The sequence below is a fragment of the Mesorhizobium sp. P2_D1 genome (assembly GCF_056404455.1).
This window is the reverse complement of record NZ_JBFUDZ010000062.1, coordinates 1-22399: the sequence shown is the minus strand read 5'-3', so window position 1 is coordinate 22399 and position 22399 is coordinate 1. Positions and strand designations below refer to the sequence as shown.

Here is a 22399-nt window from a genome sequence, read left to right as displayed (position 1 = left end):
TGCGGCGCGGGGAGACTCACCGCCGCGAGAAGGCCAATCGGGCAAAGAACAGGCAAGCAAGCAGACAGCCGATGGCGAACATGCCCCACACCAGCCCGGCCTGTTCAAGAAAAACCTCGCCGCTTTCGGAATTGTAGCAGCGGCCAAGTTCGTTGAAGCAATCCCGCCACAACCAGTAGCGGTCATGCCAGGCCAGCGTGAACAGCAGTGCGCCCGCTCCCGTGGCGAGGGCGAGAACGGCAGAAATTGCTCTCTTCATAGGATCGTTGTCCCGCCGCAATGTCTCGAAATCATGGCCTCGGTACCCGGCCAGGACCCGATCCCATCCGCCTCCCCCCGAACATCTTGCGAACAGCAAAAAGAGGGGCGGCGGGGGCGCCCCTCCTGCAGTTGATTGAGACGCCACCTCCTCTCAGAGCCGGCAGTAGTGACGGTAGCCGTCGTAGCCGACATAGGTGTCTGAGTCCGGATCGTAGCTTGCGTAGCGGTCGAAGCAGCGGCGGACGTGCCACGAGCCGCCGTCTTCGTCGACATAGACGGTGCGGGGCTGCTGGGCGAGCAGGTGCCCAGGACAAAGCCGCCAACGCCGGCGGCGATGCCGATGCCGAGGTCGTGGTGATGATGCGAATGCGCGGCCGAGGGCTGGACGGTGCCGACCAGCATGGTGGCGGCGACGGTGGTGGCGATGAGGCCGGAAACGAGTGTGCGCGTGAACATGATGATCTCCTTGCTTCGTTGAACGAGGCGATCCATCCGCCTCTTGATCATCTGTCGTGACGGCAAGGAGAAAGGTTCGAAACTTTTTTCGATTTTCCTGGAGCCGCAGAAATCAACCAGTGTGGAGGCCTGCCGGCGCTATGCCTCCGCGTATCGACGGAAGTCTGGACCTTGGTGTCGAGGCCGGGAGCTCAGCGACCTGGCACAAGACGCAAAAAGGGCGGCCGAAGCCGCCCTTTGGGGAATTGGGTCCCTCCATCAAAGGAAAATGATCACCCGGCCATGGTGGTGATGATGATGATGGTTGTGGTGCCACCACCAGTGCTCGAAATGCCTGTAATAATGGTGATGACGATGATGATGATGCATGCCGTGGGCTGACGACGTGCCGACGGTGCCGGCGAGCGCGCCGGTGGCGACGAAAATGGCAACGAGGCCTGACGTAAGAGTGCGCTTGAACATGATGATCTCCTGGATCCTTGATCGAGGCGACCCATTCGCCTCTGACCATCAGTCGGCGCGGTGCGGCAAATGGTTCGAAAGGTTTCGGAGATTTTTCGGCGGCGCCGGAAGACGAGTGAATAGGGAATAGGGAATAGGGAATAGGGAATAGCGAGTAGCGGAGTAGCGAGTAGCGAAAGAGCCGCACTCGCCACCTGGACTATTCGCTATTCGCTATTCCCTATTCCCTACTCCCTACCGCTCACCCCATGCCGGTGACATGGCGAAGCCAGAAGGCGAGTGCGATGAAGCCGATGATGGTGGTGACGCCGGTCCAGTCGACATTGGCCTTCTTCACATCGCTGATGATTTTCACCAGCAGCATCCAGACTACCAAGATGATGGGGAGAATGATGACAAACCTGATCATGCGACACCCCTGCTCGAAGCGATTGCACCTGCCAGATATGTAGGAAGCGATTTGGCGGTTTTCAGGATGCCCCTCCCCGGCGGTCCACTCGATGCCGGGTAACCGAAAATGGAGTTTTGTCTTTACTGGCGCAACAAATATGCTAACCGGAGCGCCGTGCCCTTGTAGCTCAGCTGGTAGAGCAGCGGTTTTGTAAACCGAAGGTCGGCGGTTCGATTCCGTCCGGGGGCACCAGTTTCCCGGCAACATGTCAATTAATTTAATAATTTCAGAGCCTTAGGCATCACCGCTTTAGGCCGCCGTTCTTGCAGCAGCACCTCGATCAAGGCCTGCGCCCCATTGGTGGCCCGACTTGTGGTGTGTAGTCCACGTGCCAATGCGGCCCGCCGGTTGCATCTCCTTCCAGGATGACGTGTGCACCCCAATTTTGCAGCGCGCGGTGCACTTCGGCTTGCTCGTGAGGATTTCCATGTGGAATGGAAATATCGCGGGCGCGGTCATCCAGATGGTTGCTAACCGGAGCCCCGCGTCCGCGGGCCCGGTGTATTATCTGTTCGAACGCCTCGTTCGTTTGCGATCGGGTAGCGCGAGGATGTTGAGTGACCCACGCGTCCATCTCGGTAATATGCTGGGCTTGACGATATACCCTCAGGAATTGCGCCCGGTTCGAAAGCCGCCGCTCCGCCATCAATTCGGCTTGGCGGCGGACTGTCCGCACTCCGCCGGTCGCATGTATGGCCATGTGGGGAAATTGGCGCTGCAGTTCTCGAACAAGCCCGTCAATGGTCGTCGGCGGCGAGACACGTTCCCATGTTTCGAGGCTCGGCCGTTGAACACCGTGTCGAATATGGCCGCCGCCAAAATCGGGACGAACCTCAACCGGCGCACGGGTTGACCCGCCATGGAGAAGAGTTCCCGAAATTCTAAGCATTGATGAAATGGCAGCACGGTTTGACTGCTGCTTGTGCTAGCATTTTGCGACGGGATCAGCGAGAGGTTTCAGGAATGACCGAGAGCGCGAGCGCTCCAAAATATTCGTATTGCCCCGCGTCTATGCCGCGTTCGCGACCTCGGCGGAGGCTTTCACTCTGGTGAACGTGTTGCGCACCCTGACCGATCTGTAGACGTAGGCGACCCAGAGTCCGACCAGGACAAAYGAGGTTATGGACGTAGCAAGCGCCTCTCCGGTGACCACTTGTCCAACCGGGACGCCGAAAACCGTGGAAACCCAGATCGCGTCCAGGATGAATACCACCGGGATTGCTAGCCATTGGGTGAGGAAGAGCTGCTTGAACCTTAGGCTCCGCCTCAGCATGGCAACGAGCACGACCACTTGAAGCACCAGAAATGCCAGCACCAGCCCAACCTCGCCGTAGACCACCATGGGTCCGTTCGGCACCAGCATGAGCTGGTTGTAACCATCGCTCGACGAACCCAATGTGGCGAGCGTACGCAATGGAGCCATGGCCTGACCAATCGCGAGAAGCATCAGCCACCCTCCAATTCCGACGAGCTCCGCCGGATTCTGGACGGGCTTGTAGGCAGATCGAACCGCAAAGAAGACGGGCACTCCGATCAACAACAGAAGAATTGCCCAATGCCAGATGGAAAACTGCATTCACCCCTCCCCTAGAAATACACTCATGGGTTGTAGCAGATTTCAGATTCGACTCAAGGGGGTTGAGCCGCGGCTTGGTCCAAAAATCGATTCTGCTGCCTGCTCCTGACAGTCAGACCGCAATCGCCGCAACCAGAATCCGGTTCTGCCGGCGTATCGCGGCGCGCAATTCCGATATCCTCGCCTCGTCGCGTTTCACGAACTCGATGAACATCATGTTCATGTTGTTGAAGATCAGTTCGCCGAGTGCTGCCCCGTCGATGTCCTGCCGCACCAGGCCGAGCGCCTGCAGGCGGGAGATCAGCGCGCGGATCTGTTCGGTCAGTGAACGGTCGAGCGCGGTGTAGGCCTGGCCGAACGGGCTGTCGGGCAGTTGCGTCGAGATCGCCATTGCCTGCCGCCACATCTCCTTGCTGAGATAGTGCAGCGAGTGTTCGATATAGATGCCGATCAGCGTGTCCAGCGCGTCGCCGACATTGGCCGGCGGCTTGGCGACGACACCTTGCCCGGCATTCAGCACCTCGTTGACTTCCAGCGAGACGATGGCGCCGAGGATGTCGCCCTTGTTCTGGTAGTAATTGTAGATCGTGCCGACCGAGACTTCCGCCTGCGCGGCGATCGCCTCGATCTTGGCGCCTTCATAGCCGGCCTCGCGGAAAAGCTCTGCCGCCGCCTCGATGATGCGCCTGTGGCGATCCGCCTTTTGCCTTGCCCGCAATCCGCTCATATCAGTTGTCTGCCATAAAAACAGAATTGACTCAATTTTAGAATTGGTTCAATTTTTTGCAAGAAGCCACAAAGGCAAGGGAGAACACTCGATGTCCGCAAAGTCCGCATCCCGGAATCCGCTTTCCATCCTGAAGCGGCATCTGCACGCCGCGTGCGCCGCCACGGCGCTGCTGCTCGGCGCGGGCAGCTTCGCCCAAGCCGCCGATCTCAACGCGCTGATCTGGTGCGACCATTCCGATCCCGCACTTCTGCAGCCCTTCGAGGAGGCCAACAACGTCAAGGTCAACGTCAAGGAGTTCGAGGGCACCGGCGCCGGGCTCGCCATCGTCGAGCAGTCGCAGCCAGGCGACTGGGACGTGATGGTGATCGACTCGATCGACGTGCCGCGCGGCGTCGAAAAGGGCCTGTTCGAGCCGCTGCCCGACGACAAGCTGCCCCTGGCGGACATGTTTCCCCAGGTGAAGATGGACGGCTCCACCGTGGTCGGCGGCAAGCGCTACGGCATCACCGAAAAGTTCGGCTACAACACGATCGGCTACAACAAGACCAAGGTCGACCCGGCCGACATGCAGTCGATGGCGGCGCTGACCGGCGACAAATACAAGGGCAAGGTCGCCATCTACGATTATTATCTGCCGGTCATCGGCATGGCCGCACTCGCCATCGGCAAGAAGACGGCTGAGCTGACCGAAGCCGACTTGCCCGCCCTCAAGGACGAGCTTCTCAAGATGAAGGCCAATGCCAAGCTGGTCGGCGAGGTGACCGCCAGCCAGACGGCGCTGGCGACCGGCGAGGTCGATATACTGGTCGGCGGCGGCGAATGGGTGACGGCCGGGTTGGCCAAGGAGAACCCGGCGCTGGACTTCTCGATCCCAAAGGAAGGTGCTGTGCTGTGGTCGCAGTCGCTGGCCATGTTCAAGGATTCCAAGAACAAGGACATGGCGCTGAAATTCATCCAGTACATCATGAGCCCGGAGGGCCAGGCGCGGCTTGCCACCTCGTCCTGCTATTGGGGCATGCCGGCGAACACCAAGGCGGCTTTGACCGACGACCAGAAGAAGATCCTGCGCTTCGACGAACAGCCGGGCTTCCTCGCCCGCGCCCAGGCCTACCCGGCGCCGAACGCCGACCTCGACAAGAAGATGCAGGATATGTGGACCGAAATGCTGCAGGCAAAGTGAGCTGATACCGCCGATGACCGCCGCAAACGACGGGCGCGCCCTGCCCCGGGCGGGCCGCGCCCTGCCCTGGGCGCTGGTCACGCCGGCGCTCGGCTGGACCCTTTTGTTCTTCGTACTGCCTTTCATCGCCATGGGGCTGTCCAGCCTGACGGCGCATGAGGGCGGCGGCTTCGCGGTGTCCAACTACAGCCAGTTCTTCACCAACCCTTCCTACTGGCAGGCGATGGTGAATTCGCTCGAGGTGACGGCGATCGTCACCGTCGTGTCGGTGCTGCTCGCCTATCCCTTCGCCTGGATCCTGGCCGAACAGGTGCCGGAGCGCTGGCAAAGGCTGGCGCTGATGTTGGCCGTGCTACCGTTCTGGACGTCCTATGTCGTGCGCTCCTATTCCTGGCTGCTGGTGCTGGCGCAGAACGGCGTCATCAACCGCGCGCTGACGGGCATCGGCGTGGTCGCCGAGCCCCTGCAACTCGCCAACACGCGCTTCGCCACCGTCACCGGCTTCGTGCATTTCTTCGTCATGCTTTTGACGCTGACGATCTTCGCCAATCTGAAGCAGTTGAGCCCGAGCTATCGCAAGGCGGCGGCCGATCTCGGCGCCGGGCCGGTGCGCACCTTCCTGCATGTCATCCTGCCGCTGACCTTGCCCGGCATCATGGTCGGCGCCTTCCTCACCTTCGTGCTCTGCATCGGCGACTACATCACGCCGCAGATCCTCGGCGGCAACAACGAGCTTCTGATGCCGCAGCTGGTGATGATGCAGATCGGCCGGCGCGGCGACTTTCCGCTTGCGTCGGCGCTGTCGATCATCCTCATGGCGGTGGTCACCATCGCCTATCTTGCCTGCGCCCGCTGGCTCAAGATCGAGCGGGCGTGAGATGCGCAGGATTGTCCGCATCGTATCCTGGCTCTATGCGCTTGCCGTCTACGGCTTCATCTTCCTGCCTGTGGTCGTGCTGGTCCTGTTCTCGCTCCAGTCGACCTCCTTTCCGATCCCGCCCTTCACCGGCCCGTCGCTGCGTTGGTACGACGCGGTTCTATCGGACACGCGGCTGACCTCGGCGCTGGTCAATTCGCTGCTGGTGGCCTCCATCTCGTCGCTGGCCGCCGTCACGCTCGGCTTCCTTTCCGCCTGGGGCTTCGCACGCTTCGTCCTGCCCGGCTCCGGCCTGCTGCGCGGGCTGATCACGCTGCCCCTGACGGTCAGCTATCTCATCATCGGCATGGGGCTGCTGGTGCTGTTCAACTGGGCCGGCGTGCCGAAATCGTTGCTTGCCGCCGGCATCGGCCATGTCGTGATCAACCTGCCGCTGTGCTTTGCCATCATCTACAGCCAGATGGGCGACCACCAGATCAACATCGAACGCGCGGCGCGCGACCTCGGCGCGCCGGAATGGAAGGTGCTGCTCCTGATCACCGTGCCGGTCATGGCGCCTGCCATCTTCGCCGGCTTCTTCCTGTCGATGACCTTCTCATGGGATGAGTTCGTGATCTCCTTCCTTTTGACCCGCTTCGACACGACCTTGCCCGTGGAAATCTGGAACCTGCTGCGCTCCGGCCTCAATCCAAAGACCAACGCCGTCGGCTCGCTGGTCTTTGCTGTCTCCATTGTGCTGGTCGTGCTGTTCGAACTGACATTGCTGCGCAGGAGACGAGCATGACCGCGCCATTGGTCGATATAGATTCGGTCTCGCATCGCTTCGGCCAACAGACGGTGCTCAAGAACGTTTCGCTCAAGATCGAACCGGGCAGCTACACCATCCTGCTCGGACCGTCAGGCTCGGGCAAGACGACCCTGCTGTCCATTCTCGGCGGCTTCGTCACCCCGAGCGAAGGCAAGGTTTTCATCCGCGGCGTGGACTGCACCTCGCTGCCGCCGGCAAAGCGCCCTACGACGACGGTCTTCCAGGACTACGCGCTGTTCCCGCATATGAGCGTCGGCAGCAATGTCGGATTCGGCCTGCGCATGCAGGGCGTCGATGGCTCGACGCGGGCCGCACGGGCGCGCGAGGCGCTGGCGCTGGTCGGCCTCGCCTCTTCTTTCGACAAGAAACCGCACCAGCTCTCCGGCGGCCAGCGGCAGCGCGTGGCGCTGGCGCGTGCGCTGGTCATCGAACCGGCGGTGCTTTTACTCGACGAGCCGCTCGGCGCGCTCGATCTGAAATTGCGGCGCCAGATGCAGGACGAGCTGAAGGCGATCCAAAAGCGCGTCGGCACCGCCTTCATCCATGTTACGCACGACCAGGAAGAGGCGATGGCGCTGGCCGACCATTGCGTGGTGATGAATGACGGGCGCATCGAGGACGAAGGGCCACCTGAACGTGTCTACGCCAGGCCGGCGACGCGTTTTTCCGCCACCTTCATGGGCGAAAGCACGATCCTGGCCGGCACCGTCACGGAGGCCAGTGACAGGACCAGCACTGTCGCGACGCCGGTCGGGCCGGTTTCCCTGCCGAGCGCCTTGCCTTTGGGTTCGGCCGTCGGGCTCGCCATTCGGCCGGAGCACCTTGTCCTCGGCGCGGCCGGTGGCGGTGTCAGGCTTGGTAGCGCCGAGATCAGCGACGTCGTCTTCCAGGGCAGCTTCAAGCGCGTGCTCGCGGTTTCCGTCGAAGACCCTGCGCTGCAGTTCATCGCCAGGCTTCCAGCCTCAGCTGCAGTCCAGCCGGGCGACACGGTTGCGGTTTCGTGCGATATCGACCAGTTCATCCTGTTGATGGACTGAAACATGGGAACGCTTCCGGTCATCGGCGCTCCAGACTGGTACGAGACCATCCGCATGAGCGATGGCGTGACGCTGATCCATGAGCCGTGGATCAAGCCGTTCTTCCGCTGCAACATGTGGCATGTGCGCGGCCGTGACCGAGATCTCCTGTTCGATACTGGCCTCGGCCATTTCAGCCTCAGGCGCCACGTGTCGCTGGTGACGGAGCGAAAGCTGACCTGCGTCGCCAGCCACACGCATTTCGATCATATCGGATGCCACCACGAATTTTCCGACCGCTGCGTGCACGCGGCCGAGGCGGAAATCCTGGCCGATCCGCGCAACGAATGGACGGCTGCCAGCACTTACGCGACCGACGAGATGTTCGACGGTATGCCACAAGGTTGGAACACGGCGAACTACCGCGTCCTGCCTGCCCCGGCCGACCGTCTGCTCGCGCATGGCGATGTCGTCGATCTCGGCGACCGTGCCTTCGAGGTGATCCACACGCCCGGCCATTCACCCGGAGGCATCGCGCTCCACGAGAAGAAGACCGGCATCCTGCTTTCCGGCGACATCATCTATGATGGCCCGCTGATCGACGACGTCTATCACTCGGATATTTCCGACTACATGGCGACCCTGCTCGGCATGCGCGACCTCGATGTCTCGATCGTGCATGGCGGCCATTTTCCGAGCTTCGGCAAGGTGCGCTACCGCCAGCTTGTCGACGAGTATCTGGCGCGGAAGCGGCAGGCCGGCTGCCATCTGCGACAGCCTTAGCAAGCGAGTTAGCGCATCAATTCGAAGTGTCGCGGAAACGACTGATGCAGCAGCATCAGCATCGTCTTTCTCAGCACATCGGAATTGCCTGCCGGCGGGTTGAGATGATCCCAGATCCATGCCCCATGGACGAGATAGTTGAGGCTTTCAGCCAATGTATCGGGGTCGACATCGGTGTAGCCGCCGCTGCGCTTGATTTCGATGAGCAAGTCGCGCGCTTCGGCGTTGTAGCTGAGATCGCTGGGCAGGCCGATCTCGTTGTAGATCTGCATGCTCTTGCGGTCGCTGGAGAACACGACAAAGACTGAGACCCATTTCGGATGCTGCCGCGCAAATCTTTGCGCGCATTCGACCGCGCCCATCAGCCGCTCGACCGGCGATAGGCCGGGCACGCGCACCAGCGTCGCCCACAATTCATCGTACTGATCGCTGAGATACTGCAGCACGGCGCGAAACAGGTTTTCCTTGCTGCGAAAGTGGAAAACCACCAGTGCGTTGGAGGATCCGACATGTTCCGCGATGCGCTGCATCGTGACGCTCGCCAGGCCTTCGTCGGCGATGAGATCGATGGTGGCGTCGATGATGCGCTGGATGCTGGCTTCACCGCGCTCGCGCCGGCGATCCCTGGGGGCCGGCTCGAGCCGCCCGTCGCCAGTCTCGGCGACCATCGCCCTGGGTGTCCTCTGTGCCGCGGCTGCCTTGCGTTGCGCCATTTCTGTCCAGCCTTTCAAACCTCGCGGCGGAGCTTTCCAGCCCCGCGCGCCGGCTCACCATAACCGAAGCCGGAGATCAAGCACCAGCGTTGCAAGGGCCACATGGCTATCACAGCGACGGTCGCGTTTCGGCGTTTGTGTACCACTGTCCCTGAGCCGTCTCATAGGCCTGCGCCGCCCGGAAGACATCGGCGTCGCAATAGGTGCGGCCGACAATCTGGATCCCGGTCGGCACGCCATTCGTCGCGCGGCCCGACGGCATGGACAGAACCGGGCAACGGCTCAGCATGTTGAATGGCGTCGTCATCACCCAGCCAAGCGAAGGGTTCACCTGCTTTCCGTTGATCTCGACGGTGTCCCTGGTGTGGTCGAACTCCGCCAGCACAGAGGGAAGCGCATTGGTCGGGCAGATCAGCACATCATATGTCTCCAGCAACGGCCCGAGCGTCTGGTACATCCTGGCCGCCACGTCGAGGGTAGCGACAAAGTCCGTGGCCTTCGACTTTTGCCCATCTTCGGCAAATTGCCGTGCATAGCTGGTCATATCCCCGCCGTGCTGCTTGAGAAGTTGCGCCAGCGAAGCGCCGAAGAGGTGCTCCAGATAGGCAATGCCGGCCTTGAGCACCTCGTCGCCCCAGCCCAGATCGACCTCCTCGACGGTGGCGCCAAGTGAGCGGAACACGTCGCAGGCGGCGAGCGTGTTTTTGCGCACCTCGGCATCCACTTCGAAGGAGCCGAGGTCCATCGAGAGAGCAATCTTCCAGCCCCTGATCGGCTTGTAGTCGAGTGGCAGGCGCAATTTCGGACGCAGCGTGGCGATGTCGAGCGGACTTGGTCCCGCCATGACATTCTGCAGCAGGATCGCATCCCCGACGTTTCGCGCCAGCGGCCCGGTGTGGCAATAGAAGTCGAGATTGAACGGCGGCTCGTCCGGGTTGCGCCCATAGGGCGGCTTGAAGCCGACGAGACCGCAAGCGGACGCCGGAATGCGGATCGACCCGGCAATGTCCGAACCGGTGGCGATCGCCGATGTGCCCGAGGCCAGCGTTGCCGCCGCGCCGCCGGACGAACCACCCGGCGTGAAGTCCGGGTTCCACGGATTGCGCGTGACGCCCCAACGCCTCGACCAGGTGTAGCCGGCGCAACTGAATTCGGGCGTCGCCGTGCGTGCATGGACGATGCCTCCGGCCTTGATGATGCGCTCGTTCATCGTCGAAGTGTGGCCGCCAATGGCATCCTTCGACAGCAGCGAGCCGTGCGATGTCGGCTTGCCCTTGATGTAGCTCTCGTCCTTGATGCCGATCGGCAGGCCCTCGAGCGCGCCGGTCCTGGCCCCCCTGGCGTATTTCGCCTCAGCTTTTTTGGCCAGCTCCATCGCCTCGTCGAAATGCGTAAAGGTGAAGCAGTTGATTGCCGACCTGGTGGCTTCGGCGCGGTCGATGGTCGCCTGCATCAATTCGACGGGCGAGAGTTTCTTCGCCTTGAACAGCCGCAGCGCCTCGCTGGCCGGCATGTAGCAAAGGTCGAGATCAGTCATGGGAAGTCTCCTGCGATCGCCGGATCGCCTTTGGCATGGACGGGAGGTGGCCGCGCCGCGATATCGCGGCGCGAGGAACCCGGGTCGGGCTATTTCTGGAGATCGGTCCAGATTTTCGTGTAGAGCGCCTGCACATCAGGCGGACAGGCCGGCATGAATTGTCCCTTGGCAGCGAATTCGGCCGGAACGTTCACTTCCGGCGCGTTCTTCATGTCGTCGGGCATGAAGGCTTCCGAGCCTTTGATGCCGTTCGAATAGCGCGCGAAGGCCGAGATCAGTGCCGCGTTCTGCGGGTCCATGATGAAGTTCTGGAAGAGCTTGGCGTTCTCGACGTTCCTGGCGTCCTTAAGGACGGCGACGTTGTCCATCCAGATCGGGTAACCTTCCTTGGGATAGCCATAGACGATCTTGTCGTTCTGCAGCCGCTGGCGGAGCGAAATGCCGTTCCAGTTGACGCCGGCGGCGATGTCGCCCTTGCCGAGGCCGTCGACGGCGCCATAGTCGAAGGACAGCCATTTCGCCTTGGCCTCGACCAGCTTGTCGCGCACCTTCTTCAGCACGACCTTGTCGTCGGTGCAGTATTGGCCGCCTTCGTAGGCAATGGCGAGGAACATGACATCCCCCATTTCGGGAACGACATTGATCTTGCCGACGAGTTCGGACGGCGGATCGAGGAAGATCGCGGACGTGTTCACGTCACCCGAATAGACCGACTTGTTGACCGACACGCCTGTCGTACCCCACTGCCACGGAACGGTGTATTTGCGACCCGGATCGAAGGGGACATCGACCCATTTGGGATCGACGTTTTTGAAATTCTCCATCTGGTCCGGGCGCGATTCAAGCAGCAGCCCCTCGCTGATCCAGATCGGGACGACGCTTGCCGACGGCACGACGATGTCGAAACCGGCGCCACCCTGGCGGATCTTGGCGAGGGCTGTGTCGTTGGAATCGAAGTCGGTGACGGTGACCTTGACCTTGTAGGTCTCTTCGAACTTCTTGATGAGATCGGGGTTGGTGTAATTGCCCCAATTCTAGATGTTGAGTTCACCCTCGGCGCGGGCAGCACCCGTCACGGCCAGCAGCGACAGCCCGATCGCCGTCGCGGTCAGTTTCCAGTTCATGCTCCATGCTCCCATTGTTGGGACCGTCGGCGTTGCCGCCTCAGGTCCGTTTCCTGCTGATGAAAAAGAAAGCCGTGACGATGCCGATCGACAGCACGAGGAAGGCCGTCGAGATCGCATTGACTTCCGGTGTGACGGTACGCCGGAGCTGGCCGAGCATGTAGGTCGGCAGCGTGTCCTGGCCGCCCGATTTGACGAATTCGGTGATGACGACGTCATCCAGCGAGACGACGAAGGCGAGCATCAGTCCGGCGAGAATGCCCGGCCAGAGCAATGGCAAGGTCACGTGCAGGAATGTCTTCCACTTCGTCGCGTAGAGATCGGCCGCCGCGGTCTCGAGCGCCAGGTCCATGCTTTCAAGCCGCGCCCGGATCGGTAGATAGGCGAACGGGATGCAGAAGGCGGTGTGCGCGGCGACGAGGTAGCCGAGCCCGGAATAACCGGTCCAGATCTTGATGCGCGAGAAGACGATCAGCAGCGCCACCGCGGTGACGATCTCCGGCACCATCAGCGGCTGGTTGATGAAGGCGTATTTGAGGGTCAATCCCGGATACGGTTTGGTCCTGGTCGTCGCCAGCGCCGCCATCGTGGCGGTGATCGTCGCCAGCATGGCGGCGACAGCGGCGATCTGGAACGAGCGGATCGACGCCTCGATGACCAGCCCATTGTTCCAGGCGATGTGGAACCAGCGCAGCGAAAAGCCTTTCCAGATCACAATGGAATCATTGTCGTTGAAGGCGTAGACCACGAGCGTGGCGATCGGCAGGTAAAGCAGGAAGAAACACAGCATTGCCACGCTGACGAAGCCGTTCTGCCGCCGGACGTCGAAGCGATTAGCCATGGGCGCCATCCGACCTGGTCGTGTTGCGGACATAGAACAGCAGCGCCACCATGACGATCGCCATCAAGGTGATCGAAAGCGCCGCACCAAGCGGCCAGTTTCTGCCCTGCCCAAACTGCAGCTCGATCAGGTTGCCGATCATCAGATTGGTGCCGCCGCCGAGCACCCTCGGCGTCACATAGGCGCCAAGCGAGGGGATGAAGACGAGGATCGAGCCGGCGACGATGCCCGGCGTAACCAGCGGGATGATGATGCGCCTCAAAACCTCGAACCGCGTCGCGTAGAGGTCGTAGCCCGCCTCGACAAGGCGGAAGTCGATCTTCTCCATGCTGGCGTATAGCGGCAGCACCATCAGCGGCAGGAACACGTAGACCATGCCGGCCAGGACGGCGAAATTGGTGTACATGAGTTGCACAGGATGGTCGGTGATCCCAAGCAGTTGCAGCACCGAATTGATGATGCCGTCATTGCGCAGCACCTGTTGCATGGCGAAGGTGCGGATCAGAAGGTTGGTCCAGAACGGGATGGTGATCAGGAAAAGCCAGATGTCGCGCCGGTGATCCGGCCGCGTTGCAATGAAATAGGCGGTGGGGAAGCCGAGGATCAGGGTCAGCACAGTGGTTGCCAGCGACAGCGAGACCGAGCGCCAGAAGATCGACAGATAGGCGGTGGCCAGCGACAACGTGTCGTCGAAAACGTCACGCTCGAACAGCACGCTCATCCAGGCATCGGTCGAGAACTGCCATTTCACATCGCCGTAATTGCCTGGCGTCAGGAAGGAATAGACGACCACGATCAGCAGCGGCCCAAGGGCCGCGACGAAGACGATCAGCAGTGCCGGGGTGGAAAGCAGCCAGCGTGACCTGATATCGTCACGTTCGGCCTTTTCGGCTACCTCTATCGCGGTCGCCATGGCCTAATCCTTCAGCACTTGGGCAGCGTCGTCGCCGATCGATATGCCGACCTTGTCGCCGTTTTCGAAGCCGCAGCTGGCGCTGCGCGAGTTCTGCTGGCGCACCATGAAGACGTTGCCTTCATCCAGCCGGACATGGATGTGCGTGTCGGTGCCGAAATAGACGATGGTCTCGATCGTGCCGGTCAGGTCGCCGCGGCCTTTGACGAGCTTGGCATGCTCAGGCCGGACCATCAGCGTTGCGTTGCCGCCTGCGCGGAAATCCGCGGCGGCGGTCGCGCAGATCTTCGCACCCGAGCGCAAGGCAATCCGCGCCCGGCCATCGCCTGCACTTTCGACCATGCCGGTCAGGAAGTTCGTCTCGCCGATAAAGTCGGCGACGAACCGTTCCGCCGGGTGGTCATAGACGTCCCAGGGCGTGCCGACCTGCAGGATGTTTCCCGCCGACATCACCGCGATGCGGTCCGACATCGTCAGCGCTTCCTCCTGGTCGTGGGTGACGAAGATGAAGGTGATGCCGGTCTCGTGCTGCAGCCGCTTCAGCTCGATCTGCATTTCCTTGCGCAGCTTGTAGTCGAGCGCCGACAAGGGTTCGTCGAGCAGCAGCACTTTCGGCTGCGGTGCGAGCGCCCTGGCGAGCGCCACACGCTGCTGTTGGCCGCCGGAGATCTGGCTGGTGCGGCGATTTTTGAGCGCCTGCATGTGGACGAGCTTCAGCATCGCGTCGACACGCGCTTCTATCTCGGCCTTCGGCTTGCCCAGCATCTTCAAGCCAAAACCGATATTCTCGGCCACCGTCATGTGCGGAAACAGCGCATAGGACTGGAAGACGGTGTTGACCGGCCGCTTGAACGGGGGCAGCGGCGCGATGTCCTGGCCGTAGAGCAGGATTTCGCCGTCAGTCGGATAGTCGAAGCCGGCGATCAGCCGCAGCAGCGTCGTCTTTCCGCAGCCCGACGGGCCGAGCAGTGTGAAGAATTCATTTTCGCGGATCGCGACGGAGACGTTGTCGAGTGCTCTGACCTGGTCCTGACCGGTTCCCCGAAAGATCCTGGTGACGCCCTTCGCCTCAACGGCGGGCCGTATGGCTGTCAAGATATTCCCCTCTCCTCCGTGGTCATTCACCAGCGCAAATCGGCTGACCAACTTGATCCTCACCACTAGGGATAACTATGACTAAACATACAGTCAATATCTTTTTGCGACCACGAGCAGGGCATCAACCGTTGAGGATGCGGCCGATGCGTCGGTGAACCCATCATGATATGTTCGGGACGAGGCCGTTGATGAATTTGGGGGAAGTCGAGCCGTGACCGCCGCGGCCTGCAGGGTTTGGATCAAGGTCATGCGCCTGTTTTTGGCGGCCGTGCTGCTGATGACCATGGCGCTCTTCTCCGCTGCGCGCGGCGAGGAGCGTATCGCGTTGGTTGTCGCCAATCCGGTCTATGAGGGCGCGTCGGCCATCGACAACGCCGAGATGAGCGCAGAGCTCGTTGCAACAACCCTGCGGTCTCTCGGTTTCACCGTCCAGCAAGTGGCTGACGGCGACCGCGCCGATGTGGCGCACGCCATGTATGGCTTCGCCAAGTCTCTGAGTGCCGCCGATTCCGTCGGCATCTTCTACTATGTCGGCCATACGGCCCAGGCCAATGGCAAGAACTATCTGCTGACGCGCGGCACGCGAATCGAATCGAAGGATGCGATCGATCAGACGGCGCTACCTCTCGATCTGTTCATGCAGGCCCTCGAGGCCACACCGACTTTGAAGGTGGTTGTGCTGGACAATCCTGGCGACGGGCACAACCCCACTCCGGGCGTCATGCAAGGTCTGGCGGAGGTTGACCCGCTCTCTCACGCCATCGTCGCCCTCTCGGCCAAGCCGGGAAGCGTCGCGCTGAAGGAAGCCAAACCCGTCACGGTGTTTGCCGATGCGCTCACGGCTGCGCTGACGAGACGAGGTGTGGGTATACGCACCATCCTCGCCTCGGTCAGGCAATCCGTTTTCGACAGGACATTCGGTACTCAGTGGCCGTGGGTGGCCTATGGCCGTTCGGCAGACACAAATTTTGTGCTGACGCCGAGCGAGCCGGCCACCGCCGCACCAGCACCGGCCGAGGCGCCGCCTGAGGCGGCCGCGCCAGAGCCCGCACCGGCGCCCTCGATGAGCGCAGGCGGTAGCGGCTATGACAGCCCGGCCAGCGGCTACGATTTGCCAGGCGGCGGCTCGGCGATCGACGGTAGTGAGTACGGCTCCGGCGGCTACGATGGCAGCGGCCAGGAGCCGCCGCCCGCGATGGATGTCGCGCCAGGGTCCGGCAGTCCCGACACATGGACGGGAAACAGCACCGACGAAGCCGCTCAATATGAGGAATACAAGCGGCAGGAGCTGCAGCGCCAACAATATGAGGAGCAGGCCCGACAGCAGTACGTGGAGCAGCGAAAATATCAGGAGGACGCGGCCAAGGCGGCAGCCGCGGCGCAGAACAATCTCGGCGATACCTATCCGAGTGACGGCGGAGCCACCGGCATGGAACCCAGCCCGCCTTCCGACGCGCCATCGACCATGACGCCACCTGCCCCGTTGCCTGACACGGCGACATCCGAAGAGCCTCCGGCGTTGCCGCCTGTCCCGTCGCCAGCGCCCGCCCCACCGCCTGTCATAGAGCCGCTTTACCCGTTACCCGATTTGCCGACGGCCGAAGCGCCTTCCGTGCCGCCGGTGGAGGCGCCTGCCGACGCCGTTCCTCCACCGGCCGACAACAATGCGGTTGAGGTCGTGCGCCATCCGACCATCGACGCGCCCGACGAGGTCGCGGCAGGAGAGACCGTGACGGTGTCGATCGCACTGACCGAGGAGCAATTGACGCCCGAGGTGAAAGTGAAGGCAGCGCCCGGCTCGTCGGTGACGGCCGACGGTGCACTTTCAATGGCGATGCCGGCGGGAACCGACGCCTGGCCCATCGACATCGATCTCTTCGCCTCCGGCTTCGACCTCGCCGATGGCGGCAAATGGAGCCGGCAAACGACGCTCTACCGCGAAGGTGACAGCGATTTCGTCCGCTTCGACCTCAAGGCGCGGCCCATTGCAAAAGACAGCAAGCCCGCCCAGTTCATCGCCCGCATCTRCAGCGCCGGACGGTACCTCGGATCGGCATCGCGACCCGTCACCGTTCGTCGAAAGGCGCCCGTCGAAGCCGGCGCCCAGGACACGACAGCCAATCGCGCTGCCGCACCTGCCATGCTGATGCTCGCCTCCGCCCCGCCGCAGCCAGCGGTGACCGGCAGCGTCCAACTTCGCAATGCCAGTCCCGACGACGTCCCCGATCTCGATGTCACCATCCTTTATGACGATCCGAGCGGACTTGGTCCCGGCCAGATCATCATCCATTCGCCGCATCTGGCCGGTCCGGTGACCGACACCTTCTCGACGCCACCGCAACTGGCGGCATGGCTGGATTCCGAATACCGGCGGCTGCTGCAGCTCGGGTTGAGCTTGCGCGGCGCAGTGTCGTTGCAGCAGCCTGCCGCAACCAGCGACCCGGACGCGCAAAAGCGCTTTGTCACACTGGCCGCCGAGGGTTTTGGCGACGTGCTCTACCGCGATTATGTGCCCGCGGCGTTCAAGGATGTGTTCTGGTCGCTGCGCGACAAGGGCGAACTGCATTCGATCCAGGTCACCTCCAACAGCCCCACGCTGCCGTGGGAGCTGATCCGCCCGCAAAGTGCCGACGGTGCAACCCGCGACGGCTTCCTCGGCATGAGCTACCGGCTGGCCCGCTGGGCGCCGCGCAGCACCTCCTCGCAGGTCGACAATCCACTCGACCGCATGGCTTTCACCGGCGTCGCGGCCGTCGCTCCCTCCTATGTCGACAAACAGTCGCTGCCATTCCAGGAGGTCGAAATCGACGCGTTGAGCAAGCTCGCCGGCTATCGCCGCTTCGATGGCGATTTCGTCTCTTTCGAAAAACTGGTCGGTGAGGTCTCTACCGGCTTCATCCATTTTTCCGGCCACGGCGAGGTCAACCAGCCGAGTAGCGGCCGGCCGGTGTTTGCTATCGACCTGGTCGACCAGTCGCTCGATCCCGATACCTGGCGTGCGCTGGTCAGCGCCGCGCATGGCAAGGGCAATCCGTTCTATTTCTTCAATGCCTGCGACACGGGCAAGTCCCAGCTGCTCGGCGGCTTCGTGCAGGGCTGGGGCCCGGCGGTGCTGGCCGGTGGAGCGTCGGGCTTCATCGGCGGCATGTGGCCGTTGACCGACCGCGCGGCCGCAGCCTTCTCAAGTGACTTCTATGGCGGCATCAGCGAGCGGCTCAAGGACGGACCGGTTTACCTAGCCGAGATGTTGCAAATGGTGCGCAAGCGCTTCTATGAAACCGGCGACCCGACCTATCTTGCCTATACATTCTACGGCAACGCCAATTTGCAGGTGGTGGCGCAGTGAGCGGCCGACTTTTGCGTCACGCCCTGGTCGGGGCGATCTGTTGGCGAAACCACTCGAACGTCCGCTCGATACCCTCCTGGTAGCCGGTTTTTGCTTCCCAACCAGGAAGGACATGCCTCGCCAAAGTCAGGTCCGGACATCGGTTGGTTGGATCCTGGGGAACCGGAGGCTGGTGCTCGATGCGGCCGCCAGGGACAAGCGAGCTGACGAACTCAGCGATGCGCAGAACCGAAACCTCTTGATTGTTGCCGATGTTCAGCGGACCGCGGTGCGAGATGCTGTCGCGCCAGAAGAAACGTTCCAGTCCCTCGACGATGTCGTCGGCATAACCCCAGCTGCGCGATTGGGAGCCGTCGCCGTAGACCGTCAGCACCCCTGTCGTCAGAGCCTGGATGACAAAGTTCGAAATGGCGCGGCCGTCTTCCATGCGGGTTCGCGGACCATAGGTGTTGAAGATCCTGACGACACGAACATCAAGCCCGCTGACCCGCTGCTGCTCGAACAGCAATGCCTCGGTGCAGCGCTTGCTTTCATCATAGGCGGCCCTGGGACCGGTGCAGTCCACCGATCCCCTGTAACTCTCGGGTTGCGGGGAAACCTGGGGATCGCCGTAAATCTCCGAGGTCGAGGCAAAGCAGAAACGACCGCCGGGCTTGAGCAGCGTCAGAAGATTGAGCGCACCACCTATGTTGGCCTTGATCGTGCGTATCGGCTCGCGCATGTACCAAATCGGCGAAGCGGGCGACGCGAGATGGATGATCTCGTCAAAGCGCTGACTGGATGAAAAGCTTTCGGCGTCGGCAACCTGGAGGCTGAAACGCGGGTCGGTGACATGCGCAATGTTGTCTCGCGTGCCGGTCCATAGATTGTCGACGACGACCAGTCTTTCCAGATCGCTTCGCCGCAGCAGACGGTCGATCAGATGTGAGCCCAAGAAACCGCAGCCACCTGAAACCAACACGCTGCGCGACATGGAAAATTCCCGCTCCAGACACCCGGCCAGTCAACGCGCCGCAGGGCTTGTTTCCCAAGAACATCGGATAGCTGGCTACCGCCACCGACCCAAAGTTCATCCGCCTATCAAGGTTCTCATCTACGTCGCGAAGGGCCGCAGGCGCAACGAGCAAGCTTTGTCGCGCGCCATCGACGCGCGCGGGCCACCGGCCTCGGCTCAGGGAGAAACAACAATATGTCTTCGGGAGTTACAGGGCCCGTTGCGGGCATGGCGTTCCGGCTGCGTCGCCGCAGCGCGACGCCGTAGGCTGAGGCCGGAAGCTCATCTCTTCGGACTGGCGCACCAGTGCGGCGAAGACAAGAGCGAAACTTCCCAGCATCAGGAAGACGATGATAAGGCGTGCTACCGGCAATATGTCGGCCTCGACTGGCTAGGCCCCCGCCACCATCCACTGTCGGCTAACATGACCGATGCGGCTTTACGATAGTTTAACCCTCGTCTTAACCATCACATTCGCGTTGCCTTTGACATGATGCGCGAACTGCATGTCCGCATTTCGCCGTTTTGCGATCGCCTCGCCGGCCGGAACAACGGCTCTCTTTGCAGACGTACCCTGCCCATGCTACCCCGGCGCTGGCGCGGCCCCGGTAACCGGCTGCCGCCAATCGGTCGTCATCGGGGAGCCATGAGCCAAACCGCCAGCCGCATCGCCTTCGTCTCGTCCGACACCGCTGACGCCAAGACGGCGCTGGAAAGCCTGTCGGCGCGCTATGGACAGTCCTCCATCGAGGATGCCGGGATCGTCGTCGCCCTTGGCGGCGACGGCTTCCTGCTGCAGACCCTGCGCGACACGATGGGGACGGGCAAGAAGGTCTACGGCATGAACCGTGGCACCATCGGTTTCCTGATGAACGAATATCGTTCTGGTGGACTTACCGAGCGTCTCGCGGCCGCCGTCGCCGAAACGATCCGCCCGCTGGAGATGCTGGCGGTGACCTCGGATGGCGAAACGGTTTCGGCGCTGGCGATCAACGAGGTGGCGCTTTGGCGCCAATCCTATCAGACGGCCAAGATCCGCATCACCGTCGACGAGCAGGTACGGCTCGAGGAACTGAGCTGCGACGGCGTGATGATCGCGACGCCTGCCGGGTCCACCGCCTACAATCTTTCCGCGCATGGGCCGATCCTGCCGCTCGACGCGCCGCTGCTGGCACTGACTCCGGTCAGCCCGTTTCGCCCGCGCCGCTGGCGCGGCGCGCTGCTCTCCAACAAGGCGACCGTGCGCTTCGACATCCTCGAGCCGGAAAAGCGGCCGGTGAACGCCGCCGCCGACCATACCGAGGTCAAGGCGGTGACCTCGGTCACGGTGCGGGAATCACCAACCGCGACGGCAACGTTGCTGTTCGATCCCAATCATTCCTGGAACGAACGCATTCTCGCCGAGCAGTTCCGCTACTGAGCCGGCGCAGCGATCAACCCCTCGATTAAGCATCGCGATTAAGGTTACAACTTCACAATCGTGCCATTCCCGCCCGTTTCTGTTGACAAATCGTGGGCTTGCGCCTAATCGCAATACCAATCTTGCAGGCGCGTGGCGCTTGCCGCGACACACATGCTGTTGCGCTTCCCCGAACCAGCCAAAGACAACAACACTTGTCCTCAGACACCACGACCGCTCCAGAAGCGTTGACCTTTTCAGACCTAGGCCTGTCGCCGAAGGTCCTTTCCGCAGTCACCGATGCCGGCTACACCCAGCCGACGCCGATCCAGGCCGGCGCCATCCCGCACGCGCTTCTCGGCAAGGACGTGCTGGGCATCGCCCAGACCGGCACCGGCAAGACGGCATCCTTCGTGCTGCCAATGCTCACAAGGCTGGAAAAGGGCCGCGCACGCGCCCGCATGCCGCGCACCCTCATTCTCGAGCCGACGCGTGAACTCGCCGCGCAGGTCGAGGAAAACTTCGTCAAATACGGCAAGAACCACAAGCTCAACATCGCGCTCTTGATCGGCGGCGTCTCGTTCGACGAACAGGACAAGAAGCTTGAGCGCGGCGCCGACGTGCTGATCGCCACGCCCGGCCGCCTGCTCGACCATCGCGAGCGCGGCAAGCTGCTGCTCAACGGCGTCGAGATCCTCGTCATCGACGAAGCGGACCGGATGCTCGACATGGGCTTCATCCCCGACATCGAGCGCATCTGCGAGATGATCCCGTTCACCAGGCAGACGCTGTTCTTCTCGGCGACGATGCCGCCGGAAATCACCAAGCTCACCGAGAAATTCCTGCACGCGCCGGTGCGCGTCGAGGTCTCGAAGGCCGCGTCGGCCGCCACCAACATCATCCAGCGCCTGGTCAAATCCGGCTCCAAGCCGTGGGACAAGCGCGAGACGCTGCGCAACCTGATCAAGGCCGAGGACGCTGAGCTGAAGAACGCCATCATCTTCTGCAACCGAAAGGTCGAGGTGTCGGAGCTGTTCCGCTCGCTGCTGAAGTATGATTTCGATGCCGGCGCGCTGCATGGCGACATGGACCAGCGTGCGCGCATGCAGATGCTGGCCAATTTCCGCGATGGCAAGCTGCGCTATCTCGTCGCTTCCGACGTCGCCGCACGTGGCCTCGACATTCCCGACGTCAGCCACGTCTTCAACTACGACGTACCGATCCATGCCGAAGACTATGTCCATCGCATCGGCCGCACCGGCCGCGCCGGCCGCTCGGGCAAATCCTTCACCATCGCGACCAAGTCGGACACCAAGTATATCGACGCCATCGAGCGGCTGATCGGCAACAAGATCGAGTGGCATGATGGCGACCTGTCGACAGTGGTCGCCAGCGAAGGCGGCGAGGACGATGCTCCGCGCCGTGGCAAAGGCGCGCCGCGCCGTGCCCGTCGCAAGGACGACGATCGCAAGGACAGGGGCGAGCGCAAGAGGGGCGGCGAACGCCGCTCCAAACACAGCGAGGAAGACGCCCCGGCCGTCATTGCGCAGCAGCACGAACAGCCCGACGTGGCAGAGACCGCAGTCACCGACATCGGCGAACGCCGCGCGCGCAAGGATGCGATCCGCTCGGAAAACACCGAGCGCAAATCATCCGATCGCAATGAACCGCGCGCTCCGGAACGTGGCGACACCAGGCCACAGCGCGACAGCAACCGCCCTGCCCGCCACCGCCAGGAAGACAACGACGCCACTGTCGGCTTCGGCGACGACATGCCGGCCTTCATGCGGATCGTCGCCAAGGTCTGATCCCCAAGAGCCGCGCGTCCCTAGGA

Annotated in this window: 20 protein-coding genes, 1 tRNA gene and 1 pseudogene; 9 read left to right on the top strand and 13 right to left on the bottom strand. The window is 62.2% G+C overall.

The window, feature by feature from the left end; translation table 11 throughout:
- Window positions 1-16: 16 nt before the first annotated feature.
- The 4 genes from AC1D0I_RS28450 to AC1D0I_RS28435 form a co-directional block, all read right to left on the bottom strand.
- Window positions 17-259 carry a hypothetical protein gene (locus AC1D0I_RS28450; RefSeq protein ID WP_477228472.1) on the bottom strand — a complete coding sequence of 81 codons (243 nt, stop codon included), beginning with the start codon at window positions 257-259 and terminating at the stop codon, window positions 17-19.
- A gap of 153 nt (window positions 260-412) precedes the next feature.
- Complete coding sequence (locus AC1D0I_RS28445; RefSeq protein ID WP_477399315.1) at window positions 413-562, bottom strand: BA14K family protein; 150 nt, start codon at window positions 560-562, stop codon at window positions 413-415.
- A gap of 413 nt (window positions 563-975) precedes the next feature.
- Entirely contained in the window at window positions 976-1179 is a 204-nt protein-coding gene (locus tag AC1D0I_RS28440) for a hypothetical protein (RefSeq protein WP_477228474.1), read from the bottom strand.
- 241 nt (window positions 1180-1420) lie between these two features.
- On the bottom strand, window positions 1421-1588 hold the full coding sequence (locus AC1D0I_RS28435) for a hypothetical protein (RefSeq protein WP_095090676.1): 168 nt from the start codon (window positions 1586-1588) through the stop codon (window positions 1421-1423).
- A gap of 158 nt (window positions 1589-1746) precedes the next feature.
- On the opposite strand from AC1D0I_RS28435, the gene AC1D0I_RS28430 reads away from it, so the two are divergent.
- A tRNA-Thr gene (locus AC1D0I_RS28430) sits at window positions 1747-1822 on the top strand.
- Window positions 1823-2639: 817 nt separating this feature from the next.
- Here AC1D0I_RS28430 and AC1D0I_RS28425 read toward each other — a convergent pair.
- Together AC1D0I_RS28425 and AC1D0I_RS28420 are read right to left on the bottom strand one after the other, a co-directional pair.
- Window positions 2640-3206 carry a DUF2569 family protein gene (locus tag AC1D0I_RS28425; RefSeq protein ID WP_477399308.1) on the bottom strand — a complete coding sequence of 189 codons (567 nt, stop codon included), beginning with the start codon at window positions 3204-3206 and terminating at the stop codon, window positions 2640-2642.
- A gap of 112 nt (window positions 3207-3318) precedes the next feature.
- Entirely contained in the window at window positions 3319-3933 is a 615-nt protein-coding gene (locus AC1D0I_RS28420) for a TetR/AcrR family transcriptional regulator (RefSeq protein ID WP_095090678.1), read from the bottom strand.
- A gap of 91 nt (window positions 3934-4024) precedes the next feature.
- Here AC1D0I_RS28420 and AC1D0I_RS28415 point away from each other — a divergent pair, with 91 nt between their 5' ends.
- Genes AC1D0I_RS28415 through AC1D0I_RS28395 form a run of 5 tightly spaced genes read left to right on the top strand, consistent with a single transcriptional unit; the run spans window position 4025 to window position 8600 of the window.
- Window positions 4025-5116 (top strand): polyamine ABC transporter substrate-binding protein, encoded by a 1092-nt coding sequence (locus AC1D0I_RS28415; RefSeq protein ID WP_477399306.1) that lies wholly within the window; start codon window positions 4025-4027, stop codon window positions 5114-5116.
- Window positions 5117-5129: 13 nt separating this feature from the next.
- Window positions 5130-5993, top strand: a complete 864-nt coding sequence (locus tag AC1D0I_RS28410; protein WP_477399304.1) for an ABC transporter permease — start codon at window positions 5130-5132, stop codon at window positions 5991-5993.
- Window position 5994: 1 nt separating this feature from the next.
- Window positions 5995-6777, top strand: coding sequence for an ABC transporter permease (locus tag AC1D0I_RS28405; protein WP_477399302.1), 783 nt, complete (start codon window positions 5995-5997; stop codon window positions 6775-6777).
- A complete protein-coding gene (locus tag AC1D0I_RS28400) occupies window positions 6774-7838 on the top strand; it encodes an ABC transporter ATP-binding protein (RefSeq protein WP_477399301.1) in 1065 nt (354 codons plus the stop codon). Before AC1D0I_RS28405 ends, AC1D0I_RS28400 begins: the two co-directional genes overlap by 4 nt.
- A gap of 3 nt (window positions 7839-7841) precedes the next feature.
- Window positions 7842-8600 carry an MBL fold metallo-hydrolase gene (locus AC1D0I_RS28395; protein WP_477399299.1) on the top strand — a complete coding sequence of 253 codons (759 nt, stop codon included), beginning with the start codon at window positions 7842-7844 and terminating at the stop codon, window positions 8598-8600.
- A gap of 8 nt (window positions 8601-8608) precedes the next feature.
- On the opposite strand, the gene AC1D0I_RS28390 is transcribed toward AC1D0I_RS28395, so the two are convergent.
- From AC1D0I_RS28390 to AC1D0I_RS28365, 6 genes and pseudogenes are all read right to left on the bottom strand, one after another.
- Window positions 8609-9313: a TetR/AcrR family transcriptional regulator gene (locus AC1D0I_RS28390; RefSeq protein WP_477399298.1), complete on the bottom strand. Its 705-nt coding sequence runs from the start codon at window positions 9311-9313 to the stop codon at window positions 8609-8611.
- 109 nt (window positions 9314-9422) lie between these two features.
- The gene (locus tag AC1D0I_RS28385; protein ID WP_477399296.1) at window positions 9423-10850 is read right to left on the bottom strand and encodes an amidase; all 1428 of its coding nucleotides are present in this window, start codon (window positions 10848-10850) and stop codon (window positions 9423-9425) included.
- An 89-nt stretch (window positions 10851-10939) separates the two neighbouring features.
- A pseudogene (locus AC1D0I_RS28380) lies at window positions 10940-11974 on the bottom strand (extracellular solute-binding protein).
- Window positions 11975-12014: 40 nt separating this feature from the next.
- Window positions 12015-12815, bottom strand: a complete 801-nt coding sequence (locus tag AC1D0I_RS28375; RefSeq protein ID WP_477399294.1) for an ABC transporter permease — start codon at window positions 12813-12815, stop codon at window positions 12015-12017.
- Window positions 12808-13728, bottom strand: a complete 921-nt coding sequence (locus AC1D0I_RS28370; RefSeq protein ID WP_477399292.1) for an ABC transporter permease — start codon at window positions 13726-13728, stop codon at window positions 12808-12810. The genes AC1D0I_RS28375 and AC1D0I_RS28370 overlap by 8 nt, the downstream gene beginning before the upstream one ends.
- Window positions 13729-13731: 3 nt before the next feature.
- On the bottom strand, window positions 13732-14823 hold the full coding sequence (locus AC1D0I_RS28365) for an ABC transporter ATP-binding protein (protein WP_477399290.1): 1092 nt from the start codon (window positions 14821-14823) through the stop codon (window positions 13732-13734).
- Window positions 14824-15073: 250 nt separating this feature from the next.
- Here AC1D0I_RS28365 and AC1D0I_RS28360 point away from each other — a divergent pair, with 250 nt between their 5' ends.
- The gene (locus AC1D0I_RS28360) at window positions 15074-18172 is read left to right on the top strand and encodes a caspase family protein (RefSeq protein WP_477399288.1); all 3099 of its coding nucleotides are present in this window, start codon (window positions 15074-15076) and stop codon (window positions 18170-18172) included.
- A gap of 16 nt (window positions 18173-18188) precedes the next feature.
- On the opposite strand, the gene AC1D0I_RS28355 is transcribed toward AC1D0I_RS28360, so the two are convergent.
- Window positions 18189-19145, bottom strand: coding sequence for an NAD-dependent epimerase/dehydratase family protein (locus AC1D0I_RS28355; RefSeq protein WP_477399286.1), 957 nt, complete (start codon window positions 19143-19145; stop codon window positions 18189-18191).
- A 667-nt stretch (window positions 19146-19812) separates the two neighbouring features.
- Between AC1D0I_RS28355 and AC1D0I_RS28350 the strand changes: the two genes are divergently transcribed.
- Complete coding sequence (locus AC1D0I_RS28350) at window positions 19813-20586, top strand: NAD kinase (protein WP_477399284.1); 774 nt, start codon at window positions 19813-19815, stop codon at window positions 20584-20586.
- Between the two features lie 194 nt (window positions 20587-20780).
- Window positions 20781-22373, top strand: a complete 1593-nt coding sequence (locus tag AC1D0I_RS28345) for a DEAD/DEAH box helicase (RefSeq protein ID WP_477399282.1) — start codon at window positions 20781-20783, stop codon at window positions 22371-22373.
- The last annotated feature ends 26 nt before the right edge of the window (window positions 22374-22399 follow it).